Here is a 17,623-nt window from a genome sequence, read left to right as displayed (position 1 = left end):
CCTGTTGGCTCACTTCACAAGAGGGCAGCCGCCGTCCTTCAGGGGCCGGAAGGCCTGGTCGGCAGGGACTTCGGCGAGCAGCTTGTAATAGTCCCACGGGCCTTTGGACTCCTCGGGCTTCTTCACCTGGAACAGATACATGCTGTGCACCATGCGGCCGTCTTCGCGTAAGCTGCCGTTGTCGGTGAAGGCATCCTTCACCGGCAGCTCGCGCATCTTGGCCATCACGGTCTTGGTGTCCTTTGTGCCAGCGGCCTGCACCGCCTTCAGGTAGTGCAGCGTCGCGCTGTAGGTCGCCGCCTGGTTCATCGTCGGCATGCGCTTGACGCGCTCCATGAAACGCTTGCCGAAAGCGCGGGTCTTCTCGTTGAGGTCCCAGTAATAGGCCTCGGTGATGATCAGTCCCTGCGCGAGCTTCAGCCCTAAGCTGTGCACGTCGGAGATGAACATCACGATCGCAGCCAGGTTCTGGCCGCCGGCGACGATGCCGAACTCACCGGCCTGCTTGATCGCATTGATGGTGTCGCCACCGCCGTTCGCCAGCCCGATGATCTTGGACTTCGAGGCCTGGGCCTGCAGCAGGAATGAGGAGAAGTCCGCGGTGTTGAGCGGATGCTTGACGCTGCCGAGCACCTTTCCGCCGGCCGCCTTCACCACGTCGGAGGTGTCGCGCTCGACTGAATGACCGAACACGTAGTCCGCCGTGAGGAAGAACCAGCTATCGCCGCCGTTCTTGACGATGGCGCTGCCGACCGTGTGCGCGTTGGCGTAGGTGTCGTAGGTCCAGTGCGCGGTGTAGGGCGAGCAGGACTTTCCGGTAATGTCGGAGCTTGCCGCATCCGTCACGATCATGATCTTCTCATACTGCTTCGACAGCTCCATCACTGCAAGCGCAGTGGCCGAGGTCGGCAGGTCGATGATCATGTCGACGCCCTCGGTCTCCCACCACTTTCGCGCGATGGTGGAGGCGACATCGGGCTTGTTCAGCACGTCGGCGCTGACCATGTCGATCGGCTTGCCGAACATCTGCCCGCCGAAATCCTCGATCGCCATTTTGGTGGCCTCGACATTCCCCTGGCCTCCGATGTCGGAATAGACCGAGGAGAAGTCGGAGAGCACGCCGATCTTGAGCGGCGCCTGCTGGGCGAGAGACGGGCTGATCACAAACGCAGTCAATCCGGCCGCTAGGGCGGCACGCATAATCCGGCACATGGCATTTCCCCAAACTCTATCGTTGGCGCACGAGGCTAGATTTGCCTCCCTCAAGCGTCAACTCTTGCGTAACGGCGCCGCGCTCGCTGGCTGATTTGACGCGGCCGGTTGCCCCGACTACGCTTTTGCAAAGAACAAGACGCGCGTGAATGCAATGGCCTGACCTGTGCTCAGGGCGGCACTCACGCAATGAGAAAATTCAGGGGAACGGAAATGACCGGCGACACCGCAGCGACCATCTCGAAGGCCCGCGAGCATTCCATCGGCGACCTCCTGCGCCGTGCGGCGGGTCGCGATCCGGGCAAGCTCGGGGTGAGCTGCGGCAATGTGAGCTGGACTTTTGCCGAGATGGACGCGATCTGCAATCGGCTCGGCCGTGGCCTGGTTGGCCTCGGCGTGAAAAAGGGGGACCGCCTCGCCGTGCTCTCGCGCAATTCGCATGCCTTTGCGGCGCTCCGGTTCGCGGTGGCCCGGATCGGTGCGGTGCTGGTGCCGATCAACTTCATGCTCAATCCGGACGAGATCAATTTCATCCTGAAGAGCTCCGGCGCAAAGCTGCTCGCGGCCGGCCCTGATTTCGTCGAGCCCGCGCGCGCGGCCAGCGCCAGGGATTGCGCGGTCGAGAAGATGATCTGGCTGCCGGGTGAGGATCCCGCCACCGCGCCCGCTAGCCTCACCACCTTCGACGATCTCCTCAGCTCCGACGGCTCGTATCTCGATGCGTCCGTCGACAGCCGCGATCTCGCGCAGATCGTCTATACCAGCGGCACGGAGTCGCTGCCCAAAGGCGCGATGCTGACCCATGACGCGGTGATGTGGCAGTATGTCAGCTGCATCATCGACGGCGGCATGAGCGTGGACGACAAATTCCTGCACGCGCTTCCGCTCTATCACTGCGCGCAGCTCGACGTGTTCCTGGGGCCGCAAATCTATCTCGGCGCCTCCGGTGTGATCACGGGCAAGCCTGCGGCCGACAATATTCTGACATTGATCCAGGCGCACAGGACCACATCGTTCTTTGCGCCGCCGACGATCTGGATCGCGATGCTGCGCTCGCCCAATTTCGACAAGACGGATTTGTCGACCTTGCAGAAGGGCTATTACGGCGCCTCGATCATGCCGGTGGAGGTGCTGCTCGAGCTCCAGCGCCGCCTGCCCAGCGTGAAGTTCTGGAATTTCTACGGCCAGACCGAGATCGCGCCGCTCGCGACCGTGCTGGGTCCTGCGGACCAACTGCGCAAGGCCGGCTCGGCGGGCAAGCCCGTGCTCAATGTCGAGACCCGCGTGGTCAACACTTCGATGGAGGATGTGAAGGTCGGCGAAGTCGGCGAGATCGTGCACCGCTCGCCGCATCTGCTCTCCGGCTATTACAACGATCCGGTCAAGACGGCGGCGGCGTTCTCCGGCGGCTGGTTTCACTCCGGCGATCTCGCCACCGTCGATGACGAGGGCCACATCACCGTGGTCGATCGCGTCAAGGACATGATCAAGACCGGTGGCGAGAACGTCGCGAGCCGCGAGGTCGAGGAGATGGTCTACCGCATCCCTGCCGTGTCGGAGGTTGCTGTGGTAGGCCTGCCCGATCCGCGCTGGATCGAGGCAGTGACTGCGATCGTCGTGGTCAAGAGCGGGGAGAAGCTCGACGAGGAGTCCGTCATCAAGCATTGCGCCGGCCAGATGGCGCATTTCAAGGTGCCCAAGCGCGTCATCTTCGTCGATGCCCTGCCCAAGAACCCGAGCGGCAAGCTGCTCAAGCGCGAGCTACGCCAGCGCTTCGTCGGCGGCGAGACGCTCGACAAGGCGATCCAGAAGAATTTTGGCACGTGAAGCTCGCGCCTCAATACTTCTTCACGTGGGCGCCGAACGCGAACCACAGCGCCATGGACGCGAGGCCGAAACCGCCGAGCAGCAGGAATGTCGGGCCGTAGCCGATCCATTGCGCGATCCAGCCGCCAAGCGCGGGGCTGAGGCTCGCGCCGACACCCTGCACGGTGATCACGGCACCCTGGCCGAGATTGATGCGGCCGGTGCCGTTGAGCGAGCGCGCGACCATGCCGGGGACGGCAACCGTCTGGAGTCCGGTGCCCAGGCCGTCGAGCACCTGCATCGGTACGACGCCCCACCATCCCGTGACGAAGAAGGCGAGCACGCCGCGGATGGGCAGGAACATGAAGGAGACAAGAATGATGGGCCAGTAGTTGCGCTTGCTCGCCGCCTTCATTGCGATCAGCGACGTGATGACCATGACGCCTTGTGCGATCACCACGATGGTCGCGACGAAGCTCGGGCCGTTGGCCTGGCCCTCGGCGACCGCCGCCAGGCCATAGAGCGGAACGATGGCGGCATTGCCGAGATGAAACAGCGCGAGCGCCAGTGCCAGCACCAGCAGCGCGCGGTGCTTGAGCAGCATCGTGAACGCGTCCGGCGCGCTGTCGGGATCGTCCTCCTTGCTGCCGCGCGCGGCGCGATCATCGATCGCCTTGGCCGGAATCATCATCACACAGGCGATCGCGATGGCGCCGAACACCGCCGCCAGCACGAACACCGAGACATAGCCGAACTTGTAACCGAGATAGCCCGACAGCGCGGCGCCGACCATGTTGCCGGCGTGGTTGAAGGCCTGGTTGCGGCCGTTGAGCGCGTTGAAGCCCTTCTGCTTGGCGATGCCGAGCGTGATGCCGGTGACCGCGGGCACGATCGCGGCGCTCGCCAGCGATTGTGCGATCTGCGAGAACGTCACCGCCCAGAAATTTTGCGAGATCAGGATGATCGCGGAGGCGAGCACCACGCAGATGCCGGGAATCACGACCCACATGCGCTTGTTGCGGCTGGCGTCGATGAAGCCGCCGATCGGCGTGGTGATCAGCATGCCCGCGACATTGCCGATCGTCATCGCGGTACCGATCAACCCGCTCGCCCAGCCGCGCTCCTGGAGGAAGACGCCGACGAAAGGGCCGATGCCCGACTGCATGTCGGCCATGAAGAAGTTGAGAGCGAACAGGGGCCAGATACGAGACGAGGAGGGGGACCGCGATGTCATCGATACCAAAACGTCGTCTCAGCCGGAATACGGCGGGTGGGACATAATCCTTTCAGCCAATCGTTCTGGCGCGGACGAGGCATTAACGAGTGCTGATCGGGTTGGTTCCAGCCCTTGCCCGGAGGCGGGCCTTGCAGTTACGGCCAGCAATTCCTTATTGACGTTGGATTGTCTCTGTTGGGAGTACGGCATGCCTCTCTGGACCTGCGAAACCTGCGGCGCGCAATTCCCGGATGGCGAAAATCCGCCCGCGGCCTGTCAGATTTGCGAGGACGAGCGGCAATACGTCGGTTGGAAGGGCCAGACTTTCCTCACGCGCGAGGCGCTCTCGGAACGTCACTGCCTGGCCTGGCGCGACGATCTCGGCTTGACCGGCATCGCGCTCGAGCCAAGTTTTGCGATCGGCCAGCGGGCGCTGCTGGTGCCGCTCGCGGACGGCTGGCTGATGTGGGACTGCGTACCGCTGGCGACGCCGGAGGCGATCGCGCATATGCGGTCGCTCGGCGGGTTGAAGGCGATCGCGATCTCGCATCCGCATTACTATGGCGCGCTCGCCGACTGGAGCGAGGCGTTCGGCGGGGTGCCGGTCTATTTGCACGCCGATGATCGCCAATGGGTGACGCGTCCGCATGCGTCGATCGTGCACTGGACCGGCGAAAACCATCGCATCTCCGACGATGTGCTGCTCCTGCGCACCGGTGGTCACTTCGCCGGCGCCACCATGCTGCACCATGCGAGGGGTGCGGACGGCAGGGGCGCGCTGCTCACCGGCGATATCGCGCAGGTCACGATGGATCGCCGCTTCGTCAGCTTCATGTACTCATATCCGAACTACATGCCACTCAATGCCGCCGCAGTGCGACGGATTGCGGCTGCCGTCGAGCCGCTGGCCTTCGATCGCATCTACGGCGCCTGGTGGGACCGCAACATCGCCGCAGGCGCCAAGGCCGCCTTCGCGGCCTCTGTCGCGCGCTACCTGGCCGCCATCGCCTGAGCCGGCTCGCGACGGGATTTATCTTGCTGATCCACAATAAATGGACTATAAGTACAGTTATTAAGCGTTACGCGACGATGCGTCTGCGGGACCGGCATGATCGATGCATCGCTGTTTCCGCGGCGCGCTCGCCGCGTGAGCGGGAGTTCGGTCCATGACGGCAGGGCGCGACTACGAGATCTTCGAGGCCGGCGACGTCACGCTCCGGTCCGGGGCCGTCGTCCCTTCGCTCAAGCTCGCCTACAAGACCTACGGCACGCTCGGTCCGGACAAGGACAATGTCATTCTCTATCCGACCTCGTTCAGCGCGCAGCACACCGACACCGAGTGGCTGATCGGCCCCGACGGCGTGCTCGACCCCACGCGCTACTTCATCGTGATTCCGAACCTGTTCGGCAACGGCCTGTCGTCCTCGCCGTCGAATACCGCCGCGCCGTTCCCGATCGTGAGCTATCACGATGCCATCGCGGTCCAGCATCGGCTGCTCACCGAGCGGTTCGGCATCTCGAAGCTAGCCTTGGTCTATGGCTGGTCGATGGGCGGCATGCAGGCCTATCACTGGGCGGCGCTGCATCCCGATATGGTCGAACGGGCGGCCGTCGTCTGCGGCAGTGCCCGTTGTGCGCCCTATAATTACGTCTTCCTGGAAAGTGTGAAGGCCGCGCTGACCGCCGATCCCGCCTTCCGTGACGGCCGCTTCGCCGAGAAGCCCGTCGCAGGCTATCGCGCCATGGGGCGAGTCTACGCGGGTTGGGCGATGTCGCACGGTTTCTATCGCGACGAGATCTGGCGCGAAGCAGGCTTCACCTCGTTGGACGACTATCTCGTCCGCACATGGGACGCGGCGTTTGCCCGGCGCGATGCCAACGATCTCCTGGCTCAGATCGGGATCTGGCAGAACGGAGATATCAGTCGCTGCGCCACATTCAACGGCGATTTCGATCGCGCGCTCGGTGCGATCACGGCCCACATGCTGCTGATGCCCGGTGCGACCGACCGCTATTTCGACGTCCGCGACAACGAGGACGAACTCGGCCGGCTGGTCAATGCGCGCTCTGCGGTGCTGCATCCGATCCCGTCGCTGCACGGCCATCGCGCCGGCAACCCCATCAACAATCCGCGCGATCGGGCCTTCATCAAGGCCGAGATCGCGGAGCTTCTCGGCAAGTAGGGCAGGCATCCGATCATGAGCGACGCAACCGTTTCAGACTCCGGCCATCGGCTGAAGCCGTTGGCGCCGGCGATGCTGCGTGAACTGTCGGTGCGGTCCAACCTCAGGGGCGCCGTGCAGAGCCTCGGCCATTACGGCATGGTCGTACTGGTCGGCGCGCTGATCTGGCGGGTCTCGACGACCTGGGGTATCCTTTGGGCGTTGCCGCTGATGGCGGTGCAGGGCTATCTCGTCGCCTTCCTGTTCATGGCCGTGCACGAGACCGCGCACAAGACCGCGTTCAAAAGTCGCGGTCTCAACCTCGTGGTCGGCTATCTCTCGGGCTTCATCATCGGCTTGCCCTACGAATATTATTGCCTGTTTCACTGGGACCATCACCGCTACACCCAAGACCCCGAGAGGGACCCGGAGCTCGTCGTCGGCGTGAAGCCGAAATCCGACACGCAGCTCGCGCTCGCCTATAGCGGCGTGCTTCAGGTCGCCGGCCGCCTGTGGCTGATGCTCGGCCATGCCGTCACCGGCAAGGTCGTCGTGCCATGGATCCCCGAGAACAGGCGCGCCATCATCGTCACCGAGGCGCGCGCCTATGTCGCGCTCTATGCGCTGCTGCTCGTGCTGTCGTTGTGGTTCTCGTCGGCGCTGCTGCTCTGGGTCTGGATCGTGCCGTTGATCATTGGGCAGTTCTTCCTGCGTCCCTATCTCTACGCCGAGCACACCGGCTGCGAGCGTACCCGCAGCGCATTCCAGAACACCCGCACCACCTACACCGGCGCGATCGTCAAATGGATCGCGTGGAACATGCCCTACCATGTCGAGCATCACGCCTATCCCTCGATCCCGTTCCACGCACTGCCGAAGCTGAACGGGATCGTCGACGGCGAAATCGTCCATCGTGGCCGCGGCTACATCCGGACGACGCGCGAGACCTGGGCCTGGTTTCGGCGACATAGACAGGCCGGCTAGCGGAAGAAAAATCGACGCGCAAAGCCCCGATCGCGGTGCGATCGGGGCTTTGTCGTGAATGCGGGATATCAGTAGATCCCGTATGCGCAGACGTTCACGACGCGGACGCGCAGGCCGTGGCGGGTCTGGACGACGCGCTCCTGATAGCAATTGTTGACGCCGCTGTTGACGTAGACCCCGCCAAAGCCCCAGCCGTGACCCCAGTGATGGTGGAAGCCGTGGGCCGACGCGGCGGTGGGGGCGAGAGCGGCAACGCCGAGCGAGCCGGCGGCGATCAGACCAAGTGCAAGCTTACGAAACATTTTCATTCTCCAGTTTGGCGTAAGGGCCGTTGTTGTGTCCCTGCATCTCGGTCGAGCCGAAACGCGAATGCGTTCATGCAGCGCGGGGAGAATCGTGTTTCAGGAGTGTTTCGTCGGTCGCGGCGCGTCGCGCCGCCGTCCTGTTTTCCGCGCCGCGCGATAGCGCACAGCCATCGCCTCTGTCAGCTCGGCCATCTTCTCGCGCAGGTCGGCCGGCTCCAGCACTTCGGCCTCGGGCCCGAGCCGCAACAATTCGGCGGCGGCATGCCATGACGTCTTGCCGGTCGGCACTCTGGCAATGCGCCAGCCGTCCGCATCCGCGGTCTCTTCGAGCTGCGTACGCGCCCTGACGTAAGGCTGGCTCAGGGCATCGAGCAGTTTCACGCCGAAGGGCGACAGCCGAACGATCGCGACATTGGGATGCATCTCGGCCTCAAGACGCAGCGTTGCATCCCGCCAATAGCCGGCGAGATCGAAACCGGCGGGCCGCTCACACCGATCGTCGAGCGCGGTGCAGTCGAGCACGCGCGCGACGCGATAGGTCCGCACGCTGCCGTCGACCAGACCTGCGAGATACCAGCTGCCCCCTTTCAGCACGAGACCGAGCGGCGCGACGCGACGCTGCTTCTCGGCGCGCCAGCTCTGGTAGCGGATCTTGATCAGTGTCCCGCGCAGGGTCGCGGCGGCGATCGTGCGCAGATGCTTCGGTTCTTCCGCCTCGCCGAACCAGCCCGGCGCGTCGAGGTGAAAGCGCTCCTGCATCCGTCCGGCGTCTTCGCGCAAATTGGCGGGCAGCGCGGCCATCAGCTTGTTCTGTGCGGCGATCATCGCCGCATCCAGCCCGAACGCCGCCGCTGGGCCCGGCAATCCCCCCAGAAACAGCGCTTCCGCCTCGCTCTGCGACAGACCGTTCAGCCGCACGCGATAGCCGTCGAGCAGGCGATAGCCGCCCTCCGCCCCGCGGTCGGCATAGACGGGGACGCCGGACGCCGCGAGCGCGTCGATGTCGCGGTAGATCGTGCGCACCGAGACTTCGCAGGCCTGCGCGAGCTCGGGCGCGGTGACCTGCCCCTTGGCCTGGAGGGTGGTGAGGATCGACAGCATCCGGCTCGCGCGCATGATTCCTTAAACCATACCTGACACAGGATGTCAGGTATGGTCCGCTACAACGCCATCGCCAGCCGGCAGATGGAGACCGCCATGACTGATCCGAACCGCATCACGCTGTATTATTCGCCGCAAACCCGGGCCACCGGCACGCGGGTGCTGCTGGAGGAACTGGGAGCGCCTTATGATCTTCGTGTCCTCAACATGAAGGCCGGCGAGCAGCGCCAGCCGGCCTATCTCGCCATCAACCCGCTCGGCAAGGTGCCGGCGATCCACCACCGCAACGCGCTGGTGACCGAGCAGGTCGCGATCACCATCTATCTAGCCGATTTGTTTCCGCAGGCGGGGCTGACACCCGCGCTGAACGATCCGCTGCGCGGCCCGTATCTGCGCTGGATCGCCTATTACGGCGCCTCGTTCGAGCCGGCCCTGATCGACAAGTTCATGCAGCGCGAGCCGGCACCGATCACGCAATCGCCGTATGCCGACTATGACATCATGCTCGGCGCGCTCGAGGCGCAGCTGTCGAAGGGCCCGTATCTGCTCGGCGAGCGCATGACGGGCGCCGACGTGCTGTGGGGCGTCGCGTTCAGCTGGACCATGATGTTCGGCATTGTGCCGAAAAAGGACGTGTTCGTCCGCTATGCCGAACGCATGACCTCGCGGCCCGCGTTCCAGCGCATCAACGCAGCGGACGCTGAGATGGCGGCGCAGCATGCTGCGGCGGCTGGCGGTTGAATGAACCGGGGTTGCAGATGACGAAGCCGGTGCACACGACCAACTGCTTCAACACCTTCATCCAGGTTGCTGAAGATTGTCCTGCGCGTACCGGCGAAGAGCCGCCGCTGCGCGCGGGAAAGCCGACGGTGGCGTGCCTGCAATACGGGATGATCGCCAAGGCGCCTTACAAATACACGTCCGACGACGTGATCTTCGCGACCTCTGCGTCGGGACGCGAACTCGCCGTGAAGGCGACGAAAACGGAGAAGCAGGCGGCCCGCGAAGCGTTCTTCTCCCGAGGGCAGGCGTGCATGAGGGCGTCGAGCCTGGGCAAGCGCTTCGGCTGGGGCGTTCATGCCGATAGCAAGGGCCGGATCGCGATCTATCCCATCGAGAGCAAACACTACAAGGCGCTTGCCCGCGATCCCAGGCTCACGCAGGTGCGCGCGATGCGGTCGAAGCGGGCTTGATCAGAATTTCGGCGGTCGCTTCTCCGCGAACGCCTTGATGCCTTCCTTGATCTCGTCGCCGCGCATGCTGTCGCGGTGACGCTGATCGGCGGCTTGCGCGTCCAATTCGCCGCGGGCGAATTCGTTGATGGCGCGCTTCATGCCGCGCATCGCCTGCGGCGCGTTGCCGGCGAGGATCGCAGCGAGCCTGTCGACCTCCTCGTCCAGAAACTCCAACGCCACCATGTCGGTGAGATAGCCGATCCGCAGCATCTCCGGCGCGCTGATCTTTTGCGCGGTCAGGAACAGTTTTTTTGCATTGTCGACGCCGAGCCGCGTCACGTAACGCTTGATGCCGCTGCTGTAGTAATGCAGCCCGAGCCGTGCCGCGGGCATGAACATCTCGGCGGTATCGACGCCGATGCGGAAGTCGCAGGCAAGCGCGAGGTCGGTCGCGCCGCCATAGACGCCGCCGTTGAGCCGGCAGATCGTGGGGACGCCGAGATCCTCCAGCCGGTTGACGACCACCTCGAACGCCGATCCCGCGCTCTGCTGCTCGTTCGCACTGACCGCGCGCTCGGCAACGGAATTGAGGTCATAGCCGGCGGAGAAGGCGCGCCCCGTGCCGGTCAGCACCAGCACGCGGATAGCAGGATCGGCCTCGACCCGGTCGAACAGTTTGACCAGTTCGCCGAGATCCTCGGCCTGGAGCCGGTTGAGATGTTTGGGCCGGTTGAGGCGGATGGTGGCGCGTGCGCCAACGAGTTCGAGCACCGGGCCAGTGGCTGCGTCGGCTGTGTCCGACATTCTTGTCTCCATTTATTTTGCTTGTCGCCATTTATTTGTTTTCGAGCGTGCGCCGCTTCGCCTCGGCATCGATGGTCTCGGCGAGATCGGGATGCCGCGCCATCAGCACGCGGAAGTCGACGAGGTCGAGCACAAGAAGCCGCGACACCTTGGTGGTCGAGACGTTGGCGCCGCGCAAATTGTTGCCGAGCAAGGCCATCTCGCCGAAGAAGGCGCCATCGCCGAGCCGCACCTTCTTGCCGGGCAGGTCGACCTCGACCTCGCCGGCGGCGATGAAATACATGCAGTCGCCCTGCGCACCCTTGCGGATGATCATGGTGCGCGCCGGCAGCTCCATGGTGCGCAGCATGTGGGTGACGTCGGCGATGGCGGCCGGTCCAAGCGCTGCAAAGAACGGCACCTTGCTGACGGATTCCCAGGTCTTGAGGAAATTGTCGCGCCGGGTCTCCGCGGCAAAGCCGGTCGCCAAAATACCGGTCCAGAGGCCGAACACACCGAGGCCGGAGATCATCACCAGCGCCGCCACCATGCGGCCCAGCGGCGTCACCGGCACCACGTCGCCATAGCCCGTCGTCGTCAGGGTTGCGACGGCCCACCACAGCGCGGCCGGCACGCTGCCGAACGTCTGCGGCTGCACGTCCCGCTCCAGGAAATATTCGGCAACCGAGGCCAGGAAGACCACCATCAGGAAGATCACGAGCACGCTGACCAGCGGCCCCGATTCCAGCACCAGCACGCGGCGGAGCTGCCGCAGGCCGGGAATGCCCGGCACCACCTTCAGCACCCAGAGCACGCTGAGCAGCCACGCCGTCCTGGGCTCGATCCCGAGAATCAGCGCGGCCGGCACGGCCAACGCACCGACCGCGTCGACCAGCCCGGCGGAGGAGGACATGTAGAGTGCAAGGCGCCCCTGTCGCGTCATATGGCGCAGCCGGACCACCCATTCGTATACGAAGTACACGAGACAGGTCCAAAGCAGGGCGTCGACCCAGCGATGTGCCGTCTCATAGGCCGGGTTGACCGTCAGGAGCACCATGGCAAGCACGCCGACGGCGACGGCCACATAGGCCGCCCTGGTCATGTTGCGGCCGGCCGTGGCGGCCGCGAACTGGGCCAGAGCGGAGATCAGCGGCTTGGACATGCGAGCAGGCGGCTCAGTTTCGTCTTTGCGGTCCCCGGCTGGAACCTCGCTGCCAAAGTGCCTGCCCGGCTCGAGGCCGTCAACGACGGTCCGCCGGACCACGCGCCGCTACTTGAAATGCGGCGGTTCGTCGTAGCCGCGACGGCTGCTGAAGAACAGCAGCACCATCAAGCCGATGCCGACAAGAACGGAAAAACCGGCCCCCAACGCCAGCGCCACGTAGCCTTCCGTCGGGATCGGCTCGCCCTCGACCGCCATCGCGGAATAAACGAAATAGCCAACCGCGGCCAACATTCCCAGCAGGAAGATGATGAGGAGTGCACGCATGGCGCGGTCTCCGGTTGATCCGAGAACAAACGGTTGTGGACAGGGACGGTTCCCGGCCTAGGGCCCCCGGTCGCTCGAAGACGTGCCGGCAAGGCGTCGCCGTAGGTCCTCAAATTGATGGGTCAGGCACTCTGAGCTGTCTTCACCACCACGACATTGCTCTCGTCGTGCTGGGAAGGGGCCACATCCTGAGCGGCCTTCTCGCCCGCGCCCGCATGGCGCTTGAGATAGTCGCGGCGCATGCCGATCTCGTCGCGGACGAATTCGTAGCCGAGCTTGAAGGTGTCGAGCCCGTCGGTACTGATCGTGCCGTCTCTGAGGCCGATGACGGCGCCGCGTAAAATGCCTTCCAGCTCGTCCTGGAGACATTCGAGCTGGTCGAGCGAATGCGCATGTTCGATCCGCTCGCCGATGTCGAGGATGGCGGTGGCCAGCTCGCTGGCCTTCTCCGGCGCGATCCGGGTGATCTTGGCGTAGATCGCGGCGAAGATCGAGCCGATGACGCTGAGCGCGGCAGCGCCGAGATACATCAGGTCGCCGTACTTATCCATGAACGACTTGGTGTCGTCGTTGATGTAGTCGGCCGCCCCTTGATGCGCCATCACGAAGGCGTCCTTCTCGACGGAGGCGGGCTCGATCCTAGTGGCAAAGCCGCTGTCGAGCCCGAGCGCGGACTTGTTCTCGTAGACGGTGCGCGCGAGCTCCCCGGCCGCCGTCGGCGACATCCTGGATTGGGCGACCAGCAACCATTCGAGCCCGATCGTGTCGAGATCGTCGCCGGGAATTTCCGGCGATGCAGACAGCGTGCCCGCCGTCAGCGTCTCGCTGGAAATGCCGGGGATCTTGCGCGCCAGCGCTTTCGCCTCGTCGATCGCGTTCAGCGTGAAGCCGCCGCGCCTGGCGACCTGCTCATACGCCTTGTCCCGCACCGCCCGCGAGGCGTGGACGATGGCGACGACTGCGCCAAAGCCGCTCGCCGGCGCGAACAGCTTGTCGAGTGTAGCGCCCTGTGGCGCCATCCGGATCCTCCCCGCGTCCGCACCCTCCGGAACGTCGAGGATACCGCGGACGAAGACGAGCGCGGAGTCGTTGTCGGCGACGACGGCGACCTTCTTCTTCTTCAGCTCGGCGAGCGACTTGATCTTCTTGTTTCCGGGCCCGAGCAGCAGCACGATATCGTGCTCGAGGATCGCGAGCGTGCGTGCCCGCAGCGGCACCTTGGCGTCGGTGCGCAGCACCGCGAGGTCGGCCTGCTTGCGATCGAACTGGGCGATCGCCTTGGCGTTGTCGGCGTTGTTGACGATCTTGATCCGGAAGCGCGAGGCGTTGTTCTTCAGGACGGCGGCGAGCTTGGCTGCGAACAGCGCCTCGTCGCTGTTGGGGGCGCCGACCGCAAAGGTCAGCGTCTCCGAATTGTGCACCAGCATGCGGCCGCCCCAGACGGTGGCAAGCGACAACAGCAGGGTCAGCACGACGTAGAGGAAGACCTGCTGCTGATTGGTCTTGATCACCTTGGGTCGCCGGGGCGGTGGCTCGATCGGCGATGAGGTCGGGCCCTCAGTACTCATGGCAGCACTCTGGCCTTATGCTTCCGGTGGCGGGCGGCTTGCGGATGTGATCGCTGCGGTCGCCCTGTAATTCGTAAACGTCTGAAAAAAGAACGATATTCTCTACTGACGATGGTAGCGCGCAGGCCGCGGAATGCAAATTCCGAGCCGAAGGTAACCTTACTCAACTCGGCCCCGGCGATTGGTCATCCTATCACCAGTTAGCCACAGTTGGCGATTTTCCGGTTCCCCCCGGCTGCATTCCGCCGCGGGAGGTGTCATAAATCGCAAGTCCCGGCGATTTGACCGGTCCAGGAAGAGATTGCGCTGAACGCTCCAATTCTTCTTGTCACGTCAACGAGGGCGCCTTGTCGTTTCCACCTCTGTCATCGGCGGTTCCGGTCGAAGCCCTCATTGGTTGGATGTTGCTGCTGACGTTCAAGCACATCATCGCCGATTTCGTCCTCCAGACCGCCTGGATGGCGCACGGCAAGGACCAGAAGCACGGCTGGGCCCTGCCGCTCCTGGTGCACTGCCTGGTTCACCTTGCGGTTGCGCTGCCGCTGATCCTGATCGTGGCGCCGAAATTCTGGTTTGTGGCGCTGATCGACTTCGTCATCCACATCACGATCGACCGCGCCAAGGGCCTCGTCTCAGCCAATTTCGGTGTCGATCTTGCGCATCCCTGGTTCTGGACCCTGATCGGTGTCGACCAGGCCCTGCACCATCTGACTGGCTTCGGCCTCTCCATCTTCATGGCGGCGAACTGACCGCTGGCGGCCTCGGCGCGTAGGTGGTCGTCCATCGGCATCCACAAGAGGTCGTCATGCCCGGGCTTGTCCCGGGCATCCACGTTCTTCGCGCCTCTCGGCTTTCCGTGGATGGCCGGGACAAGCCCGGCCATGACGCGTGGAGGCGTTCGCGCCTGACTCATCGGCTCAGATAGCGCGGCTGGATCCCCGCCCAGCCCATTGATTCGCGGCCCACGCGCAAGGACCCCCGGGTGACTACCGGGCAGCGTGGTTAACCTTTCATTAGAGAATTGCACTGCATCTTCCCAGACGAGGGAGAACTGCAATGTTTTCAAGCCGCGATACCTTTGAAGGCGATTCCTGCCCGGTCCGCGACGAACTCCTTGGCGAGATGTACCGCGCCAGCGAGAGTGGCCTGCCGAGGCTGGTTGAAAGTGTTTCCCCTGACGCGCGCGCCAGGCTGGCGCTGTTCTGCTATCGGCGCAGCCATCTGCACTCGCTGGCGGTCGCGATCGCTGGCAGCTGTAACGAGCGCGACCTGATCGAGAACGGCGGCCGTGTCGGTTCGACGCTCTACGCGCTTGCGCGCGAAGGCGCGGCGAAATCCTCGCCGTCGCTGTCGGGTGGCCGCAAGCCGATCACGCTGTCGACCAAGCCGCTCTCGGTGCTCGCGCCGCTGGACGACGAGATCGACGACGAGATCGGCGAAGCCGTCCCGGCCTAAAGCACGATCGATCGCGCTCTAGCTCTCTATTGGCGTATGATCTCGGCGGAAAACCGCTGCACACTTTTCCGGATCATGCGCCGGCGGCCTCTATCACCGGCAGCCCGAATTTCCGTCGCGCCATCGCGCATTCGGCATCGCCCGGCATGCAGGTGCGGCACACGTCCGGCCGCACTGCATAGATGCCGCACGCGGTCGCTTTTCCAATGTTCCCCTGCAACGCCGAACAGCGATCGCCTTCGCAGCGCATGCCGGATTGACGGTCGTTGACGAGCGCTTCGGGAATCGCGGCAAGCTCCTCGTCGCTCTCGATCGAGAAGCGCGGCCAGTTCGCCGAATAGCCGCAGCAGGCGCCGCAACTCTGGCAACAGCTCGACAGGTCGATCGGGGCGTTCTCATCCATCGTCACGTGTCCTTTGGCGGGCCCCAGACCAGGCTCTGGCGCCATTTCGCGCGCAGCACGTCGCGCCTTTCAGGATATCTCTCGTCGGGATAGCTCGCGTCGACCACGCGGTCGGTGCGGAAGCTGCGGAAGTCGCCGCGCAGCTCGCACCAGGCCGCGAGCAGGCGCACGGCTTCGAGATAGCCGATCGAAATCGGCCAGATCATGCGCTCGCTGGCGCGGCCCTGCTCGTCGCGATAGCGCAGCATGATCTTCTTGCCTTCGTGGATCTGGGTGCGCGTGCGAGCCATGTCCAAGCGGTCCGGCTCCCTGTTCCAGCTCGGTCGGGCCCGGCTTGCCGGCTCCAGCACGAACGGACGCAGGCGCTCAGGGACAGTGTCGGCGATCTTGGCCATCAGATCTTCAGCCGCACGCGCCAGCGCGGGATCGGCATGGCCGGCGACCCATTGCGCGCCCAGCACCGCCGCCTCGATTTCGTCGGGTGTCAGCATCAAAGGCGGCAGGTCAAAACCCTTTTCCAGGATGTAGCCCATGCCGGCTTCACCACGGATCGGCACGCGCTGGCCGATCAGCGTGGCGATGTCGCGATAGATCGTGCGCTTCGAGGTCTCGAGCTCGGCCGCGATGGCGTCCGCCGTCAGCGGCTTACGCGTGCGCCTCAGCACCTGGATGATTTGAAACAGCCGGTCGGCGCGTCTCATGACGGATCTCTTGTCGGTGGTTTTTCAGAAGGCGGCGCGCGGCTGCTGACAGGATGTTGGCAGCAGGGGAGTTCTATACCGGGACAACACGTCGACTGAAGAGGATTTGTCCATGATCATTCCAACTCATTTCGGCCCGGCCGCTGCGCTATGGCGGACCCCGCCTTTACAGGTCCAGCCTTTGCAAGTCCCGCGTTTGCAAGCCCGAGCTTGGTACGCATGGGCGTTCGGCCGCCTCGTATCCCTTGATCTCATGGTCCTCGACCTCCGCCTTGCGCTCGCGACCATGGTGGCTCGCTTCCTGGTGCAGGCCGCGGACGCGCTGGTCCGTCATGTCATGGCCCGCGCCTGGCGGGGGGCCCGTTTCGCAGAAGATATCACGGCTGCTGCCACCATGGTGGCAGCAGCCCGCGGTTAAGTTCCCTCAACTCTTTCGGTCGTTTCAGGAGAGCCTTCATGATCACGCTTTACGGCTTTGGCGCCGGCTTCGGCCTGCCGGAAATCAGCCCCTTCGTCACCAAGACGGAGGTGCAGCTCAAGATGGCGGGATTGCCCTACCGGAAGGAGCGGGCGATGCCACCCGCATCACCCAAGGGGCAGCTGCCCTTCATCGACGATGGCGGCGAGGCGGTGGCCGATTCCACTTTCATCCGCGCCCATATCGAGCGCCGCTACGGCTTCGATTTCGACGCCGGTCTGTCGCTCGTCGAGCGCGCGCAGGCCTGGGCATTCGAACGCATGATCGAGCATCACGTTTATTTTGCGCTGGTCGGGGCGCGCTGGGTCGATCCGGTCAACTTCGCCAAGGGGCCTGCGCATTTCTTCGACGGCGCGCCGGAGCACAATCGCGAGAAGTTGCGCGAGGACGCGCAATTCCGTGTCGCCGAGAACTACCTGCTCTCCGGACTCGGCCGCCACGCGCCCGATGACGACGTCGATCTCGCCGTGCGCTCGCTGTTTGCGCTCTCGGTGCAGCTCGGCGACAAGTCCTATCTGATGGGCAACAAGCCCTGCGGCGTCGATGCCACCGCCTTCGGTGCACTCGCCGGGATCCTGACGCCGTTCTTCGAATCCGCACTGCGCCGTCGCGCCGAAGGATTTCCGAACCTCACCGCTTATGTCGACCGGATGATGGACAGTTACTATCCGGAGTTCGCCTGGACCCCGCTGCGGCAGGCGGCTTGAGGCCTGGAATGAGACTCATCTAGCGCCCCGAGAAAGGTGTGTCCCCTCCCCCACAAGGAAGGAGGGAACTCAGAGAGC

At 64.3% G+C, this 17,623-nt stretch carries 20 protein-coding genes; 10 read left to right on the top strand and 10 right to left on the bottom strand.

All coding sequences use genetic code 11. The annotated features are described in order from the left end of the window. Window positions 1–9 precede the first annotated feature (9 nt). The gene (locus tag IVB50_RS03185; RefSeq protein ID WP_026233812.1) at window positions 10–1,212 is read right to left on the bottom strand and encodes an ABC transporter substrate-binding protein; all 1,203 of its coding nucleotides are present in this window, start codon (window positions 1,210–1,212) and stop codon (window positions 10–12) included. A gap of 213 nt (window positions 1,213–1,425) precedes the next feature. Between IVB50_RS03185 and IVB50_RS03180 the strand changes: the two genes are divergently transcribed. Beyond that, complete coding sequence (locus IVB50_RS03180) at window positions 1,426–3,039, top strand: acyl-CoA synthetase (protein ID WP_247294199.1); 1,614 nt, start codon at window positions 1,426–1,428, stop codon at window positions 3,037–3,039. A gap of 10 nt (window positions 3,040–3,049) precedes the next feature. Here IVB50_RS03180 and IVB50_RS03175 read toward each other — a convergent pair whose 3' ends face one another. Beyond that, on the bottom strand, window positions 3,050–4,252 hold the full coding sequence (locus IVB50_RS03175; protein ID WP_026233813.1) for an MFS transporter: 1,203 nt from the start codon (window positions 4,250–4,252) through the stop codon (window positions 3,050–3,052). Window positions 4,253–4,442: 190 nt separating this feature from the next. Between IVB50_RS03175 and IVB50_RS03170 the strand changes: the two genes are divergently transcribed. The 3 genes from IVB50_RS03170 to IVB50_RS03160 all read left to right on the top strand — a co-directional run bounded on the left by IVB50_RS03170 (window position 4,443) and on the right by IVB50_RS03160 (window position 7,380). Beyond that, window positions 4,443–5,246, top strand: coding sequence for a hypothetical protein (locus tag IVB50_RS03170; RefSeq protein ID WP_018459445.1), 804 nt, complete (start codon window positions 4,443–4,445; stop codon window positions 5,244–5,246). 154 nt (window positions 5,247–5,400) lie between these two features. Continuing rightward, window positions 5,401–6,417, top strand: coding sequence for an alpha/beta fold hydrolase (locus tag IVB50_RS03165; RefSeq protein ID WP_018459446.1), 1,017 nt, complete (start codon window positions 5,401–5,403; stop codon window positions 6,415–6,417). Window positions 6,418–6,432: 15 nt separating this feature from the next. After that, on the top strand, window positions 6,433–7,380 hold the full coding sequence (locus IVB50_RS03160; RefSeq protein ID WP_018459447.1) for a fatty acid desaturase: 948 nt from the start codon (window positions 6,433–6,435) through the stop codon (window positions 7,378–7,380). Between the two features lie 68 nt (window positions 7,381–7,448). On the opposite strand, the gene IVB50_RS03155 is transcribed toward IVB50_RS03160, so the two are convergent. Together IVB50_RS03155 and IVB50_RS03150 are read right to left on the bottom strand one after the other, a co-directional pair. Continuing rightward, window positions 7,449–7,682, bottom strand: a complete 234-nt coding sequence (locus IVB50_RS03155; RefSeq protein WP_018459448.1) for a hypothetical protein — start codon at window positions 7,680–7,682, stop codon at window positions 7,449–7,451. A gap of 99 nt (window positions 7,683–7,781) precedes the next feature. Next, on the bottom strand, window positions 7,782–8,801 hold the full coding sequence (locus tag IVB50_RS03150) for a YafY family protein (protein WP_085361649.1): 1,020 nt from the start codon (window positions 8,799–8,801) through the stop codon (window positions 7,782–7,784). Between the two features lie 81 nt (window positions 8,802–8,882). On the opposite strand from IVB50_RS03150, the gene IVB50_RS03145 reads away from it, so the two are divergent. Together IVB50_RS03145 and IVB50_RS03140 are read left to right on the top strand one after the other, a co-directional pair. Further along, entirely contained in the window at window positions 8,883–9,527 is a 645-nt protein-coding gene (locus IVB50_RS03145; RefSeq protein ID WP_026233814.1) for a glutathione S-transferase family protein, read from the top strand. A 17-nt stretch (window positions 9,528–9,544) separates the two neighbouring features. Next, entirely contained in the window at window positions 9,545–9,979 is a 435-nt protein-coding gene (locus IVB50_RS03140; protein WP_018459450.1) for a DUF6157 family protein, read from the top strand. On the opposite strand, the gene IVB50_RS03135 is transcribed toward IVB50_RS03140, so the two are convergent. The 4 genes from IVB50_RS03135 to IVB50_RS03120 all read right to left on the bottom strand — a co-directional run bounded on the left by IVB50_RS03135 (window position 9,980) and on the right by IVB50_RS03120 (window position 13,801). Beyond that, window positions 9,980–10,765: an enoyl-CoA hydratase/isomerase family protein gene (locus IVB50_RS03135; protein ID WP_018459451.1), complete on the bottom strand. Its 786-nt coding sequence runs from the start codon at window positions 10,763–10,765 to the stop codon at window positions 9,980–9,982. 31 nt (window positions 10,766–10,796) lie between these two features. After that, window positions 10,797–11,906, bottom strand: coding sequence for a cyclic nucleotide-gated ion channel (locus IVB50_RS03130; RefSeq protein WP_026233815.1), 1,110 nt, complete (start codon window positions 11,904–11,906; stop codon window positions 10,797–10,799). Window positions 11,907–12,014: 108 nt separating this feature from the next. Continuing rightward, window positions 12,015–12,233: a hypothetical protein gene (locus IVB50_RS03125; RefSeq protein WP_018459453.1), complete on the bottom strand. Its 219-nt coding sequence runs from the start codon at window positions 12,231–12,233 to the stop codon at window positions 12,015–12,017. Between the two features lie 122 nt (window positions 12,234–12,355). Beyond that, window positions 12,356–13,801 (bottom strand): TAXI family TRAP transporter solute-binding subunit, encoded by a 1,446-nt coding sequence (locus tag IVB50_RS03120; RefSeq protein ID WP_247294196.1) that lies wholly within the window; start codon window positions 13,799–13,801, stop codon window positions 12,356–12,358. 401 nt (window positions 13,802–14,202) lie between these two features. On the opposite strand from IVB50_RS03120, the gene IVB50_RS03115 reads away from it, so the two are divergent. Beyond that, window positions 14,203–14,550 carry a DUF3307 domain-containing protein gene (locus IVB50_RS03115; RefSeq protein WP_018458457.1) on the top strand — a complete coding sequence of 116 codons (348 nt, stop codon included), beginning with the start codon at window positions 14,203–14,205 and terminating at the stop codon, window positions 14,548–14,550. Window positions 14,551–14,857: 307 nt separating this feature from the next. Continuing rightward, window positions 14,858–15,256 (top strand): hypothetical protein, encoded by a 399-nt coding sequence (locus IVB50_RS03110; RefSeq protein WP_018458458.1) that lies wholly within the window; start codon window positions 14,858–14,860, stop codon window positions 15,254–15,256. 73 nt (window positions 15,257–15,329) lie between these two features. On the opposite strand, the gene IVB50_RS03105 is transcribed toward IVB50_RS03110, so the two are convergent. Together IVB50_RS03105 and IVB50_RS03100 are read right to left on the bottom strand one after the other, a co-directional pair. Beyond that, window positions 15,330–15,659 (bottom strand): YkgJ family cysteine cluster protein, encoded by a 330-nt coding sequence (locus tag IVB50_RS03105; RefSeq protein ID WP_018458459.1) that lies wholly within the window; start codon window positions 15,657–15,659, stop codon window positions 15,330–15,332. A 2-nt stretch (window positions 15,660–15,661) separates the two neighbouring features. Beyond that, window positions 15,662–16,360: a YafY family protein gene (locus IVB50_RS03100; RefSeq protein WP_007599649.1), complete on the bottom strand. Its 699-nt coding sequence runs from the start codon at window positions 16,358–16,360 to the stop codon at window positions 15,662–15,664. A 112-nt stretch (window positions 16,361–16,472) separates the two neighbouring features. On the opposite strand from IVB50_RS03100, the gene IVB50_RS03095 reads away from it, so the two are divergent. Both IVB50_RS03095 and IVB50_RS03090 read left to right on the top strand, forming a co-directional pair. Beyond that, entirely contained in the window at window positions 16,473–16,778 is a 306-nt protein-coding gene (locus IVB50_RS03095; RefSeq protein WP_247294194.1) for a hypothetical protein, read from the top strand. 38 nt (window positions 16,779–16,816) lie between these two features. After that, the gene (locus IVB50_RS03090) at window positions 16,817–17,545 is read left to right on the top strand and encodes a glutathione S-transferase family protein (RefSeq protein ID WP_018458461.1); all 729 of its coding nucleotides are present in this window, start codon (window positions 16,817–16,819) and stop codon (window positions 17,543–17,545) included. Window positions 17,546–17,623: the final 78 nt, after the last annotated feature.

The sequence above is a fragment of the Bradyrhizobium sp. 87 genome (assembly GCF_023073015.1).
GTDB lineage: Bacteria > Pseudomonadota > Alphaproteobacteria > Rhizobiales > Xanthobacteraceae > Bradyrhizobium > Bradyrhizobium canariense_D.
This window is presented reverse-complemented; position numbering and strand designations above follow the sequence as displayed.